Genomic DNA, 18,261 nt, shown 5'->3' with positions numbered 1-18,261 from the left:
GCTCGCATTTCAGCCGCTGTAGTCGCTCGTCTCGATGGCGTTGCCGTGCCAGTCGCGGGCGACGGCGTGGGGCGGGGTGCCGGTGCCGGTGGCCCAGAACACCCGGACCTCGGGGTGGAGGCTCCAGGCCGCCGAGCCGGGCGACCCGCCGGGCTTGTCGCCGTGGGCGCGCATCTCCACGGTGACGGCGTCGCCGGCGTAGACGCCGACCGAGACCACCGCGCCGCCGGCCAGCTGGAACTCGCTGAACCCGTTGAAGATGCCGTCGGGGGACGGGGGCAGCGGGAGGTACAGCAGCCACTTCTTCTCGGTGACGGTGCCGTGGTGGTCGTCGCTGCCGGCCGACAGCGTCGCCGCGTTGCCCTCGGCGTTGCACCAGAACACCAGCTCCCCGCCGTCGGCGAGGGTGAGGCCGGTGCGCATCCAGTCCCCGGCGCGCTCCTCCAGGTCGGCCCGGGTCGCCGGGCCGCGGCTGGTGCGGATCTCGCTCGTGGTGGCGACCCGGGTCCCCGAGGAGCTGACGGCGGTGAAGGTCACGCCGCCGGCCGGGGCGTCGTGCACGATCGTGAACAGGCTCACGCCGGGCCAGCCGGGGACGGTGGTCGCCGGCGCGTGCTGGTCGCCGAGTTGGACGTCCGACCTGGCGGCGCCGAACTGCCCGTAGACCTCCACCCCGGGGGCGCCGAACAGCCCGTAGTACAGCGCCCTGCCGTCGGGCAGCCGCAGCTCGGAGACGGGGCCGAAGCGACCGCTGGGCGGGCGGGTGCCGTCGAACTCGACCGGGCGGACCTTGCCGGTCTCGCGGTCGCGCAGGCCGGCCATGACGCCGTTGGCCTCGTCCTGGTACCACGCGACGAGCGTCTCCCGGGCGCCGTAGGCGACGCCGAGGTCCATCTGGGCGCCGCCCGGTGCCTGCAGCGACGGCTCCGGGTACCACGGCACGACGGTGCTGGGCCGCACCGCGACGGCGGTCGGGGACGGCGACGGCGACGGGCCGCCGGCCACGAGGGCGTACCCACCGCCGGCCGCCAGGACGGGCACGAGGGCGGCGGCGCCGGCGGCGGCCATGCCACGGCGGCGGCGCCGGGTGGCGGCCCGCCGGACGTCGGCCAGGGTGAGCTCGGTGGACCGGCCCTCGGCCTCGGCGTGCAGGGCGGCGCGCAGTTCTTCGACGGAGTGCATCACTTGGCTCCCTGCCGGGCGAGTGGGCTGAGTTCGGGGTCGACGCGCAGCTTGCGCAGGGCGCGGGCGCCGGCGCTCTTCACGGTGCCGAGCGCCACGCCCAGCTCGTCGGCGGTCTGCTGCTCGGTGAGGTCGAGGTAGTAGCGGCACACGATCACGGCCCGCTCGCGCCGGGTGAGCTGGCGCAGCGCCCGGGCCACGCCGGTGCGCTCGACGGCGGCGTCGGCCGGGTCGGGGCCGGTCGCGGTCCGCTCGGGCAGCTCGGGCACGGGCCGCTCCCGCCGGCGCAGCCGCCGCCACCAGTCGCTGTGCAGGTTCACCAGGATCCGCCGGGCGTACCCGTACGGCTCCCCGCCGTCGATCCGGTCCCACGCGGCGTAGGTGCGCACGAGCGCGTGCTGAGTCAGCTCCTCGGCCTCCCCGGCGTCGCCGGTGAGCAGGTAGGCGACCCGATAGAGGCGACGGGCGCCGCCCGCCATGAACGCGGCGAACTCCGCGTCCCGCCCCGCCGGTTCCACTGGGCTTCGCATGCCCATCCCTACTTCGCGGGGCCGGAAAAGGTTCCGTCTATCGGCGACCCGAGCGCCAGCCGCGCACGCCCAGCACGCCGACCGCCGTGCCGATGGCGAGGGAGGCGGCGATCAGCACGACGTGCACCCAGAGGAAGGCGGTCGGCCCGCCGGACGGGCCCCAGGCGCGGTCGTCGCGCCAGATGGCGAGCAGGAACCGGGGCCAGATCACCCAGGTCCACACGCCGACCAGCACCAGGAACACGGACCACCTACGCGAGAGCACCACGCGGGCAAGTATCCGCCCCGCGCCTGGAACGAATGAAACACCCCGGGTTTCTTGACAATCGGCGGCGGCCGATGCTGTGCTGACGAGCACTCCGTTACATTTGTGTTTCATTTGTTACACGCCGCACCCTCGGAGGTCGAAGCGATGCAACACAAGCTGTTACCGCTGGTCGCGGGCGGGGTCACGGTCGCCCTGGGGCTGGCCGGGGCGCCCGCCGCGCAGGCCGGGCGGGGCGACGAGCCCTCGGCCCGCGTCTGGGTGACCACGATCGACCGGGCCGAGCTCATGCACGAGCGGGCCGCCGTGCCGTTCGGGACCGCGGCGAGCGGTCAGGTCACGATCACCGTCGACCCGAGCCGGACCTACCAGAGCATGGACGGCTTCGGGGCGTCGATCACCGACTCCTCGGCCAGCGTGCTCTACCGGCTCTCCGCCGGGCAGCGGGCCGCGGCGATGAAGGCGCTCTTCGACCCGGCCTCCGGGGCCGGGGTGAGCTTCCTGCGCCAGCCGATCGGGGCGTCGGACTTCACGGCGGCGCCGGAGCACTACACGTACGACGACATGCCACCCGGGCAGACCGACTTCACCCTCGCCCACTTCAGCGTCGAGCACGACCGGGCGCAGGTGCTGCCCCTGCTGCGGGAGGCCAAGCGACTCAACCCGCAGCTGAAGATCATGGCGACGCCGTGGAGCCCGCCGGCCTGGATGAAGACCAGCGACTCCCTCGCCAGCGGCGAGCTCAAGGACGACCCCAAGGTGTACGCCGCCTACGCCGTCTACCTGACCCGGTTCGTGCTCGCCTACACCGCCGCGGGCGCGCCCATCGACTACATCACCGTGCAGAACGAGCCGCAGAACCGCGACGCCGGCGGCGGCCCGGTCATGGGGCTCAACACCACCCAGGCGTCCAAGGTCATCGAGATCCTCGGGCCGCTGCTGCGGATCCTCAGCCCCCGCACGAAGATCCTCGGCTACGACCACAACTGGCAGACCCACCCCAACGACGTCGCCAACACCCCGCCCGGGCAGGACCCGGAGACGAACTACCCGTACAAGCTGCTGTCCGGCCCGGCCGCCAAGTGGGTCGCCGGCACGGCGTACCACTGCTACTACGGCGACCCGAGCGCGCAGACCGCCCTGCACGACGCGTACCCGGACAAGGGCATCTGGTTCACCGAGTGCTCCGGCTCGCACGGCGCCAACGACACCCCGGCGCAGTACTTCACCGACACCCTCAAGTGGCACGCCCGCACCATCACCGTCGGCGTCACCCGCAACTGGGCCAAGTCGGCCGTGACCTGGAACCTCGCGCTGGACGCGACCGGCGGCCCGCACCTGGGCGGCTGTGGCACCTGCACCGGCCTGATCACCGTCCAGAACGACGGCTCCGCCGAGGGTAACGCGAACGGCGAAGGCTCCTGGACCACCGACGCCGAGTACTACACGATCGGCCACCTGGCCAAGTTCGTGAAGCCCGGCGCCGTGCGCATCGCCAGCACCAGCTTCGGCAACCCCGCCTGGAACGGCGAGGTCACCGACGTCGCCTTCCGCAACCCGGACGGCTCGACGGTCCTGGTGGCCCACAACGAGAACGACGCGCCGCGGACCTTCACCGTCGCGGTCGGCGGCCACTCGTTCGACTACACCCTGCCCGGCGGCTCGCTCGCCACGTTCACCTGGCCCGCCAGCCGGGTGCTCGACGACGGCCTGCGGCTGCTGTCCATGGCCGGCGCCACGGCCACGTCCTCGCTGCCCGGCACCGACGCCAAGGCGGCCGTGGACGAGGACGGCTCCACCCGCTGGTCCAGCGGGACGGGGCAGGAGCCCGGGCAGTACCTCCAGGTCGACCTCGGCTCGGCGAAGCAGTTCCGCCGGGTCGCGATCGACAGCGGCGCCAGCGTCGGCGACTACGCCCGCGCGTGGCAGCTGTCCACCAGCTCCGACGGCACGCACTGGACGACCGCCGCCCAGGGCACCGGGGCCGGACAGCTGTCCAATGTGGACATCAAGCCGACCCGGGCACGCTACCTGCGCATCACGTCGACGGCCTCCGCGGGCAACTGGTGGAGCATCGCCGACATCCGTCTGTACTCGTAGTAGGGAGTTCGCATGAAGCTCCGCATGCTGGCGATGGGCGCGGCCGCCACCGCGCTCGTCGCCGGCACGGCCTACCTGGTCGCCAACCCGTCGCCCGCCCTGGCCGCCACCTCGGCGAGCGTCTGGCTGACCACCCCGGACCGCGCCAACCTGCTGACGCAGAAGAGCTCAATCGCATTCGGTACCGCGGGCAGCGGCGCCGTCATCACGGTGAACCCGAACACGACCTACCAGTCGATGGTGGGCTTCGGCGCCTCGCTGACCGACTCCAGCGCCTACCTCATCTACAACTCGTCCTCGCGCAACTCCATCATGAACGCGCTGTTCAGCCCGTCCTCCGGCATCGGCCTGGGCTTCCTGCGCCAGCCGTTCGGCGCCTCGGACTTCGCGCGCAGCTTCTACAGCTACGACGACGGCGCGGCCGACCCGAGCCTGTCCCGGTTCTCCGTCGCGCACGACCAGGCGTACATCCTGCCGCTGCTCACGCAGGCCAAGTCGCTCAACCCGTCGGTGCAGGTGATGGGCGTGCCGTGGAGCGCGCCGGGCTGGATGAAGACCAGCGGCAACATGGTCGGCGGATCGCTCAGCACGAACTACGAGGGCGCGTTCGGCGACTACCTGGTGAAGTCGATCCAGGCGTACCAGGCCGCCGGCGTGCCGGTGAACTACCTGTCGATCCAGAACGAGCCGCAGTACTCCCCCGCCGGCTACCCCGGCACGCTCATGCAGTCCGACCAGCAGGCCCGGATCATCAACTCGCTCGCCCCGAAGCTGTCGTCGGCCGGGCTGAGCACGAAGATCCTGGCCTGGGACCACAACTGGGACAACACCTCGTTCCCGCAGCAGGTCCTCGCGTCCGCCGGCAACAACGTCGCCGGCACCGCCTGGCACTGCTACGGCGGTGACCCCAGTGGACAGTCCACGGTGCACAACGCCTACCCGAACAAGGACATCTACTTCACGGAGTGCTCCGGCACCGAGTCCGCGAACACATTTGGTGATTCCCTGCTGTGGCAGGGCCGCAACCTCGCCGTCGGGGCCGTGCGCAACTGGGCCAAGACGGTCACGACCTGGAACATGGCCCTCGACCAGAACCACGGCCCGGTCATCGGCTCCTGCACCAACTGCATGGGCGTGGTGACGGTCAACGGCGGCTCGGTGACGTACAACGCCGAGTACTACGTCCTGGGCCACCTGTCGAAGTTCGTCAAGCCGGGCGCGGTGCGCATCGACTCGACCGGCCAGGGCCAGGGCGGCATCGAGAACGTCGCCTTCCGCAACCCGGACGGCTCGATCGTGCTCGTCGCCGTCAACTCCGGCGGCGCGCAGAACTTCCAGGTCTCCTACGGAGGCTCCTCGTTCGGCTACAACCTGCCGGCCGGCGCGATGGCCACCTTCACCTGGCCGGGCGGCACGGTCACGCCGACGTCGAACCCGCCGACCACCTCCAGCCCGGACGGCGGCCCGAACACCAACGCCTGGTACCAGGTCATCAACACCAACAGCAACAAGTGCCTCGACGACGCCGGCTGGGGCACCGCCAACGGCACGGCGCTGCAGCAGTGGTCCTGCAGCAGCCCGGCCGCGACGAACCAGGAGTGGCAGTTCCGCTCGGTCGGCGGCGGCTACTACCAGGTCGTCAACCGCTACGCCACGAACCTCTCCTGGGACGTGAGCGGCGGGACGGGGTCGACCGGCGACGGGCCGCAGGTGTACCTGTGGGCGTACGGCGGCGGCACGAACCAGCAGTGGCAGGCGGTGTCGCTGGGCAACGGGACGTACCGTTTCGTGGCCCGGCACAGCGGCAAGTGCCTGGACGTCCGCGACGTCTCCACCGCCGACGGCGCGTGGCTGCAGCAGTGGACGTGCACCGGCGGTCCGGCTCAGTCCTTCCGCCTGGTCGCCCAGGCCTGACACGGACCGGCCGCCTGCCCGAGCGCGAACACCACCGTGAACCGCGCCACGCCCACGGTGACGCGCTCGGGCGGGACGGCCCGCTGACGCCGGGCCGGCGCCTGGTCAGCGCCGCTCGGGCACGTCGGTCAGGATGTCGGCGAGGGCGCGGTACACCCGCGCCACCCGCTGCGGCGGCGCGTCCACGGTCAGCTCGAGCCGCGGCCCGAGCCCGAGCTGCGCGGCCGGCACCACGTGCAGGTCGATCTCCAGCCGCTTCTCGCTCATCCGCCACCCGCACACGGCGCCGCTCACGCACTCCTTGTCGCCGTTGCCGACCTCGTGCGACCGCTCGGCGTCGTCCCACGTCGCCCGGGTGAACCGCAGCACGGTGCCCGACTCACCGGGGCCCTCGGCGAGGACCAGCGTCATCACGTCGTCGACGAACTCGTAGTGCGCGTACGACATCAGCACAGTCGGTCACTCTATAACCACACGCTCACCTCGAGCCGCCCAGTGTTGCCGAGGTCGAGGGGGGTTTGTGGACGTACTACCTGGGCGGTCGCCCCCTCCTTCGGCGACACCGACAGGTAGACCCCGCTGGTCACCACCACGTTCGGATCGGTGACGAGGTTGCGCCACGCGAGCACGGCCGAGGTGCTCTGGCCGGGCGCGAGCGTCACCGGGTGGGCGGTCTGGTTCCAGTGGGTGCTGGGCACGATGTCGACGGCCAGCACCTCCCGGTCCTTGCCGAGCACCGCGACCTGCGGGCGCCCGGCGACCTCGTACGGCCGGTCGCCGCAGTTGGTCAGCTTGATGGCCATCTCGCGGTACCCCATGGCCGCGTCCCCGCGCTCGGCGGTGACCCGCACCCCGTCGTCCGGGCACCTGGCCAGGTCCTCGGCGCCGGCGGACGGCGGCGCCGGCGTGGGCAGCGTGCCGCCCGGCGGCAACGGCTTCGCGCACGCGGCCAGCACCGCGAGGACCAGGAACACTTGCGGCCCGATCCGGACCGCATCTCCCCGTAGCTTCATGCCTTCGATCCTCGCCGCAGGGCCGCAGCCCTTGTTCGGCCGCCGGGCGGTCGAGACCCTCGTCACCGCGCGCTGAGCCGGTGCGGGCCCTTACCCGGCCGCCCGGGCCAGGAGCGACGGGTCGAGGGCGGACACCGACGCGGCGCCGGTCAGCGCCATCGTGAGGTCCAGTTCCGCGATCACGTTCTCGGCGACCTGGCGGACCCCGTCGGCGCCGGCCAGCGCCAGGCCGTACAGGTGCGGCCGGCCCAGCAGGCAGGCGTTCGCGCCCAGGGCCAGGGCCACGAACACGTCGGCGCCGGTGCGGATGCCGCTGTCGAGCAGCACGGTCGGCTCCGGCCCGATCGCGGCGCGGATCCCGGCCAGGGCGTCCAGCGAGGCCACGGCGTTGTCGACCTGACGGCCGCCGTGGTTGGACACGATGATCCCGTCGACGCCCGCCTCCACCGCCCGGCGCGCGTCGTCCGGGTGCAGGATGCCCTTGATCAGGATCGGCAGCGACGTGCGCGAGCGCAGCGTGGCCAGCTGGGTCCAGTCGTGGCCGGGGTTGGAGTACACGTCCAGGAACGTCTCCACCGCCTTGCGCGGCAGCGGCGAGCGCAGGTTGGCCCAGAACCCGCCCGGGTGCGCCCGCGAGATCGACAGCAGCGTCCGGATCGCGCCCAGCGTGACCGGGGGCCGCTCCCCGCCGGCGGGCCGCGCCCCGGCGAGTTCCAGGAAGCGCGGATCCGAGGTGTACTGCGCGATGCCCAGCCCCCGCGCGAAGGGCAACGACCCGAGGTTCAGGTCCTGCGGCCGCCACCCGAGCATCGTGGTGTCGACGGTGACCACGATGGCCCGCGCCCCGCACGCCTCGGCCCGCCCGACGAGCGAGTCGACGAGGGGCTCGTCCGTCGACCAGTACAGCTGGAACCAGAACGGGGTGTCACCCATCGCCGTCGCGGTGCGCTCCATCGGGCTGCTGCCCTGGTTGGAGAAGATGTACGGCACCCCGGCCGCGGCGGCGCCCCGCGCGATGAGCACGTCGCTGTCGCGGCGGATCAGCGCGCCCGCGCCCACGGGGGCGAGCAGCAGCGGTGCCCGCAACGGCGTGCCGGCGACCTCGGTGCCCAGGTCCCGGGCGGTGACCCCGTGCAGCACCCGGGGCACGATCCGCCAGCGCTCGAACGCGGCCCGGTTGTGCCGCATGGTGGCGCCCTCGCCGGCCCCTCCGGCCACGTACGCCCACGCCGCCCGGGACATCTTCCGCCGGGCCCGCCGCTCGAGCTCGGCGGCGTCGACCGGGACGGAGGGGCGGCGGCCGAGCGCCCCCTGGCGGTACACGATGGCCTGACGGGCGCGGCCCGGGCCGACGGGCGGGGTGGTCATCGCTGGAAGGTACCCCGCGGGCGGGTACCGTCGGGAGCGTGGTCCTGCCCAGCGCCGCTGACATCCGGGACGCGACCTGTGTCGCCTGCCCCGGGCAGGCGCTCGCGCTGGGCTGCTTCGACGTGGCGCCGCGGCCGGGCCCCGAGCACCCCTACGACCCCACCCGGGGGTACCGGGTGAGCGCGGCCACCGGGACGCCGACGTGCGTGCACGCGTACCGGGTCGGCGTGCCGCCGGCCGCCTACGCCTCGCAGGGGCTGCCGCTGCCGGACGGGTCCGCGCCGCCGCCCTCCCCGGCCGCGGACGATCTGGAGCTGCCCGACGACCCGACGCTGCTGGAGGCCTGGCTGGTGGCGGTGGTGCGCTCGGCCCCCGCCGCCGGCCTGGGGGCGGCGCTGCGGCGGGCGGAGACGACGGCGCTGACCCGCTTCCCGCCCGGCGACGTGGTCGACGCCCTACGCAGGGTGCTGACGTGTGAGCTCGCCCGCAGGCGCTGACGCCGCCCAGGTCGTCCGGCCCGTCCACCGCGGCCTGCGCCGGACGGCATGCATCCCTTACATTGCTGCTGATGCATTCACGGGGATCGACTTCTTGGTTCGCGGTTGGCCGGCGTGCTCGGCGGCTGGCGGTCCGCGAGTGGCTCGTGGTCGCCGCCGCTGCGCTCGTCGCGGCGGCGAGCCTGGCGCCGTGGTTCCGCACCCGCTTCGCCAGCGGCGACGGCTGGGAGACGAACACGGCCTCGGCGTGGCAGGCCTCGACCCGGTGGTCCGTCGCGGTCGCACTGTGCCTGGCCGCCGCCGTCCTGAGCCTCGCGTCGGCCAACCGTCACGTGCGCCGCGGTTGTGCCGCGGCGTGCGTCGCCGCGCTCGGCCTGACCGTGTGGCAGTGGCTGGCCATCGGTCCGCTGGACACGAGCGGCGGGCTCGGCTGGTCCGCGGCCGAGTCCTCGTCCTCCCCCGGCGTCGGGGACATCGTCCGGGACCAGCTGGTCGTCGTGCACCTGGACGGGCTGACCCAGGACGTCGGGTGGGGGCTCTACGCGGGTTCGGCCGCGATGGCGATGCTGGTCCTGGCCATCCTTGCGGCCCCGTCCGGGCACCGGGGTCAGTTGTAGCCCCGCCTGAGCAGGTACTTCGCCCCGGCGTCGAAGCCCTCGGGGCTGAGCAGCTCGAAGCCGAAGGCGTCGGCCAGCCGGGCGGTGGTGTTGAACGCGGCGCACACCGCGAGCGCGTCCTCGACCTGCCGGCGTGAGGCGCCGGCGGCGAGCACGGCCCGCATGTCGCCGGCGCCGACTCGCTCCGCAGCTCGGCTAGATACCCACGCTATCGCCAAACGCCGCGCGATTCACCGCGCGCTCGGCGAATGGTCCAGGGCGGCCAGGCGTTCCCGCACGCCGGCCGCCTCGCGCGCCCCGAGCCGCGCGTAGATGGCCAGCGCCTGCCGGTACCGCTCCCGCGCCGCCGGCACGTCCTGCGCGGCCCGGAAGGCGTCGCCCATGTGCCGCAGCACCAGCGCCACGTAGAACTGCTCGCCGGTGCCGGCCATCGCCTCCAGCGCCAGCCCGAACCGCTGCACCGCGTCGTCGTGCGCGCCCAGGTGGTGCAGCGCCAGCCCGATCGTGTCCTGCACCCCGGCGATGCCGACCCGGTCGCCGACCCGCTCGAACAGGGGGAGGGCCTCCCGGCCGGTGTCGATCGCCTCCCGGTACCGCCCGCTCACGCTCAGCAGCGACGCGATCCCGCCGAGCGAGCGGGCCTCGCCGACGACGTGGCCGGCCGCGCGGTACAGCTCGCACGCCTCCCGGTTGAGCGCCATCGCCTCCTCCGGCCGGCCCGCGTGTTCGAGCAGCTCGCCGAGGGTGGCGGTGGCGTGGGCGAGGCCGGCGCCGTCGCCGAGGTCGCGGTACAGCTCGATGGCCTCGCGCAGCCGGGCCGCGGCCTCGTCGTGCCGGTGCAGCCGGCCCAGCGTCCGGCCGAGGCTGCGCAGCGTGCGGGCCTCGATCGCCCGCGCGCCGGTGCGCCGGGCCGTCTCGAGCGCGACCGACAGCACGGCCAGCTTGTCCGACCAGCGGCCGGTCCGCTCGAGGTACACCACGCAGCTGCACGCGAGCTGCCAGGCCTGCGCCGGGAAGTCCGGGCGGGCCCGCTCCACGGCGGCGAGCAGCACCGCCCGCTCGGCGTCGAACCAGGCCAGGGCCTGCCGGCGGTCCTCGACCGGCTCGGCCGCGACCCCCTCGGCGGGCGGGTCGATCGGCGTCGGCGTCTGGTTGGGGTCGATGAGCAGCGCCGCCGGGTAGGCGGTATGCACCAGGTGGTCCAGCAGCCGGGACAGGGCCGCGGCCCGCTCGGCCGCCGGCTCGGTGGCCTCGGCCAGCTCCACCGCGTAGGCGCGGATGAGGTCGTGGAAGCCGTACCGGCCGGGGCTCGCCTCGGTGAGCAGGCTCGCCACCCGCAGCTGGCGCAGCGCGACCCGGGCCGCCTCGAGGTGCACCCCGGCCAGCCCCGCCGCCGCGCCCGCGGTGAACTCCGGCCCCGGGTGCGCCGACAGCAGCCGGAAGAGCCGGGCGGCCGGGGGTTCGAGGATGCGGTACGACCACGAGAACACGCTGCGCGGATCGGTCGCCTCGTCGTCGCCGCTGAACCCGTCCAGGGCCCGGTGCGGGCGCCCGAGCTCGTCGGCCAGGGCGGCCAGCGACGGGTCGGAGACCACCGCGGCGCGGGCGGCGACCACGCTCAGGGCCAGCGGCAGCCCCCCGCAGCGGGCGATGAGCGCGGCCACCGCGGCCGGCTCGGCCGCCATCCGGACCGCCCCGAGCCGCCGCTCCAGCAGGTCGTAGGCCTCGGCGGTGTCCAGCGGGTCGAGCACGAGGGGCCGGGCGCCGGCCGCGACGAGCCCGGTGAGCAGGTCACGGCTGGTCACCAGCACCATGCAGCCGGCGCCGCCGGGCAGCAGCGGGCGGACCTGGGCGGCGTCGTGCGCGTTGTCCAGCACCACCAGGACCCGCCGGCCGGCGACCAGGCTGCGGTAGAGGTTCTCCCGCTCGGCCGGGTCGACCGGCACCTCCCGGGGCGCCACGCCGAGCGCGGTGAGCAGCACGCCCAGCGCCGCGGCGGGCTCGGCGGGCGGGCGGACCGGGTCGAAGCCGTGCAGGTTGAGGTACAGCTGCCCGTCCGGGAAACGCTCGGCGACCGCGTGCGCCCAGTGCACCGCGAGCGTGGTCTTGCCGACCCCGCCGGCGCCGCTGATCGTGGCGATCGGCACCGCACCGCCCTCGGCGTCGGCGACGAGCGCGTCCAGCCGGGCCAGTGACTCGTCCCGCCCGGCGAACCCGGCCGCCCGGGCCGGCAGTTGCCGCGGCACGACCGCGGCCGGACGCGGCGCCTCGTCGGCGGTCCCCTCCTGGGCCTGGCTGCGCAGCACCGCCAGGTGCAGGTCGCGCAGCGACCGGCTCGGGTCGAGACCCAGCTCGTCGGCGAGCACCCGGCGGGTCGACTCGAACACCGCCAGGGCCTCGGCGCCGCGGCCGTCGCCGATGAGTGCCCGCATGAGCAGGCCCCGGAACGTCTCGCGCAGCGGGTAGTGGGTGGTGAGGGCGCGCAGCTCGGCGATGACCCCGCCGGGCCGGCCGAGCCCGAGCTCCACCTCGAAGCGCAGCTCCAGGGCCTGCAGCCGCTGCTCCTCCAGCCCCGCGGCGTCGGCGGCCAGGCCGGCCGCCTCCAGCCAGGCCGAGTCCAGCCCGGCCAGCGCCGGGCCCCGCCACAGCGCGAGGGCCTCGGACAGCGCCTCCGCGGCCCGGCCGGGCCGCTCGTCGCCGACGGCGGCCCGGGCCTGCGCGACCAGGGCGCGGAACCGCTCGGCGTCGAGCTCGCCGGGCTCCAGGAACAGCACGTACCCCTCCGGGCGCCGCCCGATCCGGTCGCCGCCCAGGGCCTTGCGGAGGTGGTGGACGTACACCCGCAGGTTCGTGCCGGCCCGCCGCGGAGGCGCCGGTCCCCACAGGGACTCGGCGAGCATCTCCGCCGAGACCGGGCGGTTGGCGTGGCAGGCCAGCACCGCCAGGAGCAGCCGCGGCTTGCCGCCGGGCAGCTCCACCGGCGCGCCACCCGCGCCGGTGACCTCGAGCGGGCCGAGCAGGCTCACCCGCAGCACGGATCTGCCGCCCGGGTTCAGGGCGTCTGGCTCGGTGAAGCTGGCTCGGACTTGACGGGGCAGGGCTTGACCTCCCCGGCGTCGGTGAAGCACTTGGTCCCGACCGCGGCCGGACCGGAGGGCCCGGCGGTGGCCCACACCGCGCCCGCTCCGATTGCCGCGAAGGCGAATAGAGCCGCCAGGAGTCGCCGCATGTTTCCCCCTCGTCCATGTGGCCGTCCGGCGGGCGGATACCCGCCGGGTATCGACCTTGGCGACTGTATCAACGGGGATCAACGAAAATCCAACATCGCCCTGGCACGCTGCTGGCCGGGCCGCCGGAAGGCATCCGGCGGCCGCAACGGGGGACGGCGTGCTCCTGCAGCTGCTGGAGGCGAACGCCGTCGTGCCGACCGCGCGGCTGGTCGACGCCATCTGGGGCGACCAGCCGCCGGGCAGCACCCGGGCGCGGCCCGCGGCGCCCGCTGACCCGGGAACGCGCGGCCGGCCCGGATGTGCGCGGTCAGCGGCAGTGCCAGACGGCCGGGCGGCCGTCGCCGCCGTTGACGACCACGCCGGCGATCGTGGTGCCGTCGTCGCTGATGGCGAAGGCCATGGCCGGCTCGCCGCGGGGGCCCGTCAGCGGGTCGGACACGCCGTTCAGCGCGACCCGCTGGGCCGGGACGTCCGCGCCGTCGCCGGTCAGCAGGGCCGTGCCGCCGGCCGTGCCCGCGCGGGCGCCGAAGTCGCCGCCCCGGGGCAGCTCGGTGACCGTGCCGGCGATCAGGTCCCAGCGCACCGCGGCCGGGCCGGCGCTGCCGTAGGCGTACTTCCCGGCGACCGCCCAGGCCGTGCCGCCCTGACTGCCGGCCGGCAGCGGCAGCGCCCGCGGCGTGCCGTCCGGGGCCCAGACGACCGGCACCCCGTGCACGTCCCCGACGACGGTGCCGTCGTCGCCGATGCCCCGGGCCGTGGCCGACAGGACGTCCTTGTCGCCGACCCCGGCCGGCACCCGCAGCGCGTGCACGGCCCCGTCCCTCGACCACGTCACCGGCGTGCTCTGGTCGAGGCTCTCGCCGTGCACCCAGCCGGCGACCACCCCGGAGGCGTTGACGGCGCTCGGGTTGGTCCACCGGTAGCCGGACAGCCGGGCCAGCTCGATCTTCTGGGCGCCGATCAGCACCCAGCCCGTGCTCTCGTCCGCCTCGTTCGCCTCGTACCCGACCACGGACCCGTCGACCCCGATGTCGACCACGGCGCCGGTCACGCCCGGCAGCCGCTCCAGGAGCTGACCTTCGCGCCACCGCACCGGGCCCGGGTGCTGCGGGTCGAGGTAGCCCCCGACCAGGTTGCCGGCCGGGTCGATCGCCGTCACCATGGCGGTCGTGCCGGCCGGAACCTCCAGGTAGGCGGCCGAGCAGCTGGACGCGGGGCCGCCGGCCGAGCGTCCACCGGCGGCCGCGGGCGGCTCGATCCCGGACGGTCCGGCCCGCATCGGCCCGAAGGCCACGAACGTGCCCACCGCGGCCAGCACCGCCACCCCGGCCGCCGTACTGCTGAACACCATCCTCCGCCCGCGGGCCCGCCGCCCGTCGGCGATGGCCTGCCGCACGTCGGCCCCGCTCGCCGGCACGTCGGCCGCCAGCATGAGCTGCCGCAGCTCGTCCTCGTCCATCTCAGCGCTCCTCGATCGTCGAAAGCATGTCGCGCAGTGCGTCGAGTCCCCGCGAGCTCTGGCTCTTCACCGTTCCCACGGAGCACCCCAGCGCCTCGGCCACCTCTTCGATCGGCCGGTCGAGCAGGAACCGCATCACGAGCACGGCCCGCTGCCGCGGCGGCAACCGCCGCAGCGCGCCCACGAGCTGTCCCCGGTCCTCGACCCCCGCGTACGGCTCGCCCCCGGCCCCGTCCCGGTGCGCCGCGACCAGCCGCACGCGCGCCCAGGGCTGCCGCTTCTCGTCGATCACCGCGTGCACGAGCATCCGGTGCACGTACGCGTCGACGTTGTCGCTGCGCGCGACGCGCCGCCAGTGCTGGTACACCTTGGTGATCGTGGCCTGCACCACGTCATCGGCCCGGTGTCCGTCCCCGCCGCACAGCAGGAACGCGGCGCGGTGCAGCGCCGGGAGCCGCGCCGACACGTAGTCGACGTAGCCCTCCTCGTCACCGGCCCGGGAGCTTCCCCGCATCCGCCGTCCTCTCGGTAGCCGTTCACCCAACCGACGGGTCCGCGGCGGGGAAAGGTTGAGTGGTGGGGGCGGCATAATGCGCGTCATGCAGCGGCCACAGGACCTGGCGATCGCGCACGTGACGGCGCTCGCGACCGGGAGTGCCGGGGACCCCGGGTGGCGGGTGACGCTGCATTTCCACCCCGACCGGCTGACGGGCGGGGAGCCGATCCTCGCGGCGATGGCCCGCGACGGCGTGTACCGGTCGCAGTTCGAGACGGGCACCAGCAACGGCGGCCTCACCGCGCACGTCGGCGGGGACCGGTGGCGCTGGGAGAGCCGCATCTTCAACGGGGCGTACGACGCCGCGGCGGCCGAGCACCGGCCGAAGTACGGCTCGCTGAACTTCCGGCGGCGCACGGTCGGCGGCTCGCCGCGGTTCGGCTCCGCGCACCTGCGGCTGCGGCCCGAGGCACTCGCGCGCACCACGTTCTGCTACCCCGACAGCTTCGGCGAGCCCGAGCACTTCGGGGTGGCGGCGGGCCTCACGGACCTGGTCGCGATGGCCGAGCGCGACGACACGGACCCGCTCGACGACTACGTGGAGGCCCAGGTGCACGGCGTCGTGGACCTGGCCGCCGACATCGAGGCGCTGGTCCTCGACCCGTGCTACCGCGACTCCCCCGTCGCGGCCCTCGCCGGGAGCCTCGGCTGCCCGGTCGAGTGGCACGGCGGCTTCGCGCTGGAGGCAGAAGAGCTGCGGCGCCACCCGGAGTACCGCGGCCCGGAGTTCGTCGAGCTCGGGCTGGCACTGGCCCGCGGCGGGCGCCTCGACCCGCGCATCCTCGGGGACGCGGCCCGCACCGGGCGCCACGACGAGCAGGCGCTCAAGCGGGTCTGGCACTACGTGGCGCGGTTCGGAAGCCCGGAGATGCGACCGTCGTCGTGACCCGGACGAGGGCCGGCCTGCGGGGCGTCGAGCCGAAGCCGAAGCGGACCGGCGGGATCACGTCCGTGAGCGGGCCGAGGTCGACGCCGTCGAGCTCGGCCGTGGCGGCGGTGATGGGGTGGAGGTCCTGGGCGCCGTACCACTCGCGGCGGCCGTTGCCCGCCGAGCCGTAGGTGCGCACGCCGGGCAGCAGGGCCCGGGCCGGCAGGTCGATGAGCCGGATCCACGCCGGCCGGCGGGCCAGCGGCGGCGGCACGGCCCGCAGCAGCCGGCCGAGCGCGCCGCGGGGGCCGACCCGGAACGAGAACCGCAGCGGGCCCGCGGTCACCGCCCAGGTCCGGCCCCGCACGATCTCGACGGGCACGGTCCGGACCTCGTCGAAGGCGTAGGTGGCCGCGACGAACTCGGCCAGCCGCCGGGTGCCGGCCAGCAGGGTGCGCCGGCCGGCCGGCGACTCGACCATCACGTCGGTGGACGGGCCCAGCGGGGAGCTGGGCCAGTGGCCGAGGACCAGGCGGGTGCCGCTGGCGGTGCCGAGGCCGGCGATCCAGCCGTCGAAGCGATAGCGCACCCTTCCGTCATACCCACCGGGGCGGGCTCGGCGGGCTCTCGTGCCAGCGGCGGTCCAGGGACGTGACCACGTACGTGTAGCGGTGGCCCGGTTCGGCGGTCGGATCCGTCCACCCGGCGCCGCGGACCGTGGCGACCAGGTGTGCGGCGTCGGCCAGGTCGCAGCCGCTGGGGAGCCTGGTGCCGTCGAGGCGGTAGACGCCGTACGAGGCGGCGGGGCTCAGCGGCCGCCAGCGCAGGTCCACCCCGGCATCGGTCCGGCGGACCGAGGTGATGACCGGGAACAGCATCGGCGCGGCCGGGCCCCACGACGGCGGGAAGGCCGGGCGGGTGCGGTGCTCCTCGGTCAGCAGGGTCTCCGCCCCGAGCCGGTCGGCGCGCACCTGCACGGCGCTGAAGTGCACGTCGCCGAGCACCTGCGGGTACTGCCGGTTCAGGGTCAGGTGCCGGGACAGCTCGGCCGGGTCGAACCAGGCGTCGGGCTGGCCGGCGGCGGCGACCTTGTAGTCGGCCTGGCCGATGTACAGCTGCATGTCGGTCCCGGCGACGACGTCGGCCCACCACGGCACGAGCTTGGCGTAGTCGGCGACGGCGAGGCCGATGTTCCAGTACACCTGCGGCACGATGTAGTCGATCCAGCCCTCCTTCACCCACTTGCGGGTGTCGGCGAAGTTGGCGTCGTAGGACTGCGTGCCGTTGGTGTCGGAGCCGAGCGGGTCCGCGGCCTTGTTGCGCCAGATGCCGAACGGGCTCACGCCGAAGCGCACCCAGGGCTTGGCGGCATGGATGCGGGTGTCCATCTCGCGGATCAGACGGTCGATGTTGTCGCGGCGCCAGTCGCCCTTGTCGGAGAAGCCGCCGCCGTACTGCGCGAAGCTCGCGTCGTCGCCGAAGTCCTGCCCGGCGGCCGGGTACGGGTAGAAGTAGTCGTCGAAGTGCACCCCGTCGATGTCGTACTTCGTGACCGCGTCCATGATGGCGTCCTCCACCCAGGCGCGGGCGGCGGGGATGCCCGGGTCGAAGTACAGCCGGCCGGCCGCGTTGTTCACCGGGTAGGGCACCGCCCAGTCGGGGTGCACCCGCAGCGGGCTGTTCGCGGGCAGCTTCGACACGTCGGTCCCGGCCCCGCCGGGCGCGGGCATGCCGGCCCGGTACGGGTTGAACCAGGCGTGGAACTCCAGGTTCTCCTCGTGGGCCCGGCGCACCAGGTAGGCCAGCGGGTCCCAGCCGGGGTCCTGCCCGGCCACCCCGGTCAGGTACTGCGACCACGGCTCGTACGGCGACGGCCAGAACGCGTCGGCGTGCGGGCGGACCTGCACGATGACGGCATTGAAGTTGCGCGCCTTGGCCAGGGCGAGCCAGCCGTCGTACTCGGCCTGCGCCTCGGCGGGGGTCTTCCCGGGCGCGCTGGGCCAGTCGATGTTCACCACGCTGGCGATCCACATCGCCCGCATCTGGTGCTTGGGGGTGGCCGGGTTCGGGACGCAGGCCGCCGGGGCTGGGGCGGCGGCGCCGGCGGGGGTGGGGGCGGCGGCGAGCGGGACGAGCGCGAGGAGCGCGACGGCGGCCAGGCGGGAGACACGACCGAACACGGCGACCAACCTTCCATCGACGACGAAAGATTTCTTCATTCAACCGCGTACGTTGGGAATTTTCAACAACCCCATGACTGTCCCCGAGCGGCTTCGACGGCTGGGTCAAGTTCTAGCCCAGCTCCTTGAGCAGGTAGAACGCGGTGTCGCTGCGGTACTCGGCGAGGGCAGCCCGCAGCGCCGCCCGGTAGGCGTCCCGCTCGTCCTCGGTGCGCTGCGGCGCTCGGTACAACGGGAACAACGCCTGCAGGGCCATGTCTCTCCCGTCGTGGCCCACCTCGGGCGCGAGGGCCATCAGCTGCGCCCACGCGCCGGGCACGCGGCCGGCGCAGCGCGTGATCGATGGAACCACTGCGCGAACGTCCGCATCTCCTCCCACACCGCCGCGCGCGCCGTGTCGACGTCACCGTCCCCGTCAAAGCCGATCGAGAACCCGATGCCACCCATGCGCGCGGACGCTGCCAACCGCGCGCCACCCGCCT

At 74.4% G+C, this 18,261-nt stretch carries 18 protein-coding genes; 5 read left to right on the top strand and 13 right to left on the bottom strand.

Annotation, left to right across the window (positions count from 1 at the left end; genetic code table 11):
- Positions 1-9: 9 nt before the first annotated feature.
- The 3 genes from ABD352_RS51435 to ABD352_RS51425 are packed head-to-tail and all read right to left on the bottom strand — an operon-like array spanning position 10 to position 1,980.
- Positions 10-1,182 (bottom strand): hypothetical protein, encoded by a 1,173-nt coding sequence (locus ABD352_RS51435; protein WP_344619991.1) that lies wholly within the window; start codon positions 1,180-1,182, stop codon positions 10-12.
- On the bottom strand, positions 1,182-1,712 hold the full coding sequence (locus tag ABD352_RS51430) for a SigE family RNA polymerase sigma factor (RefSeq protein WP_344619990.1): 531 nt from the start codon (positions 1,710-1,712) through the stop codon (positions 1,182-1,184). The genes ABD352_RS51435 and ABD352_RS51430 overlap by 1 nt, the downstream gene beginning before the upstream one ends.
- A 37-nt stretch (positions 1,713-1,749) precedes the next feature.
- Complete coding sequence (locus tag ABD352_RS51425) at positions 1,750-1,980, bottom strand: SCO4848 family membrane protein (RefSeq protein ID WP_344619989.1); 231 nt, start codon at positions 1,978-1,980, stop codon at positions 1,750-1,752.
- Between the two features lie 144 nt (positions 1,981-2,124).
- On the opposite strand from ABD352_RS51425, the gene ABD352_RS51420 reads away from it, so the two are divergent.
- The gene (locus ABD352_RS51420) at positions 2,125-4,077 is read left to right on the top strand and encodes a discoidin domain-containing protein (RefSeq protein WP_344619988.1); all 1,953 of its coding nucleotides are present in this window, start codon (positions 2,125-2,127) and stop codon (positions 4,075-4,077) included.
- Between the two features lie 12 nt (positions 4,078-4,089).
- Positions 4,090-5,991, top strand: a complete 1,902-nt coding sequence (locus ABD352_RS51415) for an RICIN domain-containing protein (RefSeq protein WP_344619987.1) — start codon at positions 4,090-4,092, stop codon at positions 5,989-5,991.
- A gap of 105 nt (positions 5,992-6,096) precedes the next feature.
- Here the strand turns inward: ABD352_RS51415 and ABD352_RS51410 are convergent, their stop codons facing one another.
- The 3 genes from ABD352_RS51410 to ABD352_RS51400 all read right to left on the bottom strand — a co-directional run bounded on the left by ABD352_RS51410 (position 6,097) and on the right by ABD352_RS51400 (position 8,372).
- The gene (locus ABD352_RS51410) at positions 6,097-6,444 is read right to left on the bottom strand and encodes a hypothetical protein (protein ID WP_344619986.1); all 348 of its coding nucleotides are present in this window, start codon (positions 6,442-6,444) and stop codon (positions 6,097-6,099) included.
- A gap of 11 nt (positions 6,445-6,455) precedes the next feature.
- Positions 6,456-7,004, bottom strand: coding sequence for a DUF4232 domain-containing protein (locus tag ABD352_RS51405; RefSeq protein WP_344619985.1), 549 nt, complete (start codon positions 7,002-7,004; stop codon positions 6,456-6,458).
- 90 nt (positions 7,005-7,094) lie between these two features.
- The gene (locus ABD352_RS51400; protein ID WP_344619984.1) at positions 7,095-8,372 is read right to left on the bottom strand and encodes an alpha-hydroxy-acid oxidizing protein; all 1,278 of its coding nucleotides are present in this window, start codon (positions 8,370-8,372) and stop codon (positions 7,095-7,097) included.
- 38 nt (positions 8,373-8,410) lie between these two features.
- Here ABD352_RS51400 and ABD352_RS51395 point away from each other — a divergent pair, with 38 nt between their 5' ends.
- Positions 8,411-8,869, top strand: a complete 459-nt coding sequence (locus ABD352_RS51395) for a hypothetical protein (protein WP_344619983.1) — start codon at positions 8,411-8,413, stop codon at positions 8,867-8,869.
- 146 nt (positions 8,870-9,015) lie between these two features.
- On the top strand, positions 9,016-9,486 hold the full coding sequence (locus ABD352_RS51390) for a hypothetical protein (protein ID WP_344619982.1): 471 nt from the start codon (positions 9,016-9,018) through the stop codon (positions 9,484-9,486).
- On the opposite strand, the gene ABD352_RS51385 is transcribed toward ABD352_RS51390, so the two are convergent.
- The 4 genes from ABD352_RS51385 to ABD352_RS51370 form a co-directional block, all read right to left on the bottom strand.
- Complete coding sequence (locus tag ABD352_RS51385; RefSeq protein WP_344619981.1) at positions 9,477-9,650, bottom strand: hypothetical protein; 174 nt, start codon at positions 9,648-9,650, stop codon at positions 9,477-9,479. The two genes, ABD352_RS51390 and ABD352_RS51385, sit on opposite strands and share 10 nt — an antisense overlap.
- 66 nt (positions 9,651-9,716) lie before the next feature.
- Positions 9,717-12,521 carry an AfsR/SARP family transcriptional regulator gene (locus ABD352_RS51380; RefSeq protein WP_344619980.1) on the bottom strand — a complete coding sequence of 935 codons (2,805 nt, stop codon included), beginning with the start codon at positions 12,519-12,521 and terminating at the stop codon, positions 9,717-9,719.
- A 502-nt stretch (positions 12,522-13,023) separates the two neighbouring features.
- Entirely contained in the window at positions 13,024-14,175 is a 1,152-nt protein-coding gene (locus ABD352_RS51375) for a hypothetical protein (protein ID WP_344619979.1), read from the bottom strand.
- A gap of 1 nt (position 14,176) precedes the next feature.
- Complete coding sequence (locus ABD352_RS51370; protein WP_344619978.1) at positions 14,177-14,689, bottom strand: SigE family RNA polymerase sigma factor; 513 nt, start codon at positions 14,687-14,689, stop codon at positions 14,177-14,179.
- Positions 14,690-14,774: 85 nt separating this feature from the next.
- Between ABD352_RS51370 and ABD352_RS51365 the strand changes: the two genes are divergently transcribed.
- Complete coding sequence (locus ABD352_RS51365) at positions 14,775-15,617, top strand: DUF3626 domain-containing protein (RefSeq protein ID WP_344619977.1); 843 nt, start codon at positions 14,775-14,777, stop codon at positions 15,615-15,617.
- Here the strand turns inward: ABD352_RS51365 and ABD352_RS51360 are convergent.
- From ABD352_RS51360 to ABD352_RS51350, 3 genes are all read right to left on the bottom strand, one after another.
- Positions 15,556-16,188 carry a hypothetical protein gene (locus ABD352_RS51360; RefSeq protein WP_344619976.1) on the bottom strand — a complete coding sequence of 211 codons (633 nt, stop codon included), beginning with the start codon at positions 16,186-16,188 and terminating at the stop codon, positions 15,556-15,558. The genes ABD352_RS51365 and ABD352_RS51360 overlap by 62 nt on opposite strands.
- 7 nt (positions 16,189-16,195) lie before the next feature.
- Complete coding sequence (locus ABD352_RS51355; protein WP_344619975.1) at positions 16,196-17,779, bottom strand: glycoside hydrolase family 10-like protein; 1,584 nt, start codon at positions 17,777-17,779, stop codon at positions 16,196-16,198.
- 112 nt (positions 17,780-17,891) lie between these two features.
- Positions 17,892-18,131, bottom strand: a complete 240-nt coding sequence (locus ABD352_RS51350) for a hypothetical protein (RefSeq protein ID WP_344619974.1) — start codon at positions 18,129-18,131, stop codon at positions 17,892-17,894.
- Between the last annotated feature and the right edge of the window lie 130 nt (positions 18,132-18,261).

Source organism: Dactylosporangium salmoneum (genome assembly GCF_039532525.1).
In the GTDB taxonomy this organism is placed as follows: domain Bacteria; phylum Actinomycetota; class Actinomycetes; order Mycobacteriales; family Micromonosporaceae; genus Dactylosporangium; species Dactylosporangium salmoneum.
The sequence above is the reverse complement of the archived record's forward strand: the minus strand, read 5'-3'. Positions and strand labels throughout refer to the sequence as shown.

Bases quoted from the DNA above. Each gene is read 5' to 3' on its own strand.
- ABD352_RS51420 (WP_344619988.1), top strand. From the start codon at position 2,125: ATGCAACACAAGCTGTTACCGCTGGTCGCGGGCGGGGTCACGGTCGCC.
- ABD352_RS51435 (WP_344619991.1), bottom strand. From the start codon at position 1,182: ATGCACTCCGTCGAAGAACTGCGCGCCGCCCTGCACGCCGAGGCCGAG.
- ABD352_RS51370 (WP_344619978.1), bottom strand. From the start codon at position 14,689: ATGCGGGGAAGCTCCCGGGCCGGTGACGAGGAGGGCTACGTCGACTAC.
- ABD352_RS51365 (WP_344619977.1), top strand. From the start codon at position 14,775: ATGCAGCGGCCACAGGACCTGGCGATCGCGCACGTGACGGCGCTCGCG.
- ABD352_RS51415 (WP_344619987.1), top strand. From the start codon at position 4,090: ATGAAGCTCCGCATGCTGGCGATGGGCGCGGCCGCCACCGCGCTCGTC.
- ABD352_RS51385 (WP_344619981.1), bottom strand. From the start codon at position 9,650: ATGCGGGCCGTGCTCGCCGCCGGCGCCTCACGCCGGCAGGTCGAGGAC.
- ABD352_RS51400 (WP_344619984.1), bottom strand. From the start codon at position 8,372: ATGACCACCCCGCCCGTCGGCCCGGGCCGCGCCCGTCAGGCCATCGTG.
- ABD352_RS51430 (WP_344619990.1), bottom strand. From the start codon at position 1,712: ATGCGAAGCCCAGTGGAACCGGCGGGGCGGGACGCGGAGTTCGCCGCG.
- ABD352_RS51405 (WP_344619985.1), bottom strand. From the start codon at position 7,004: ATGAAGCTACGGGGAGATGCGGTCCGGATCGGGCCGCAAGTGTTCCTG.
- ABD352_RS51375 (WP_344619979.1), bottom strand. From the start codon at position 14,175: ATGGACGAGGACGAGCTGCGGCAGCTCATGCTGGCGGCCGACGTGCCG.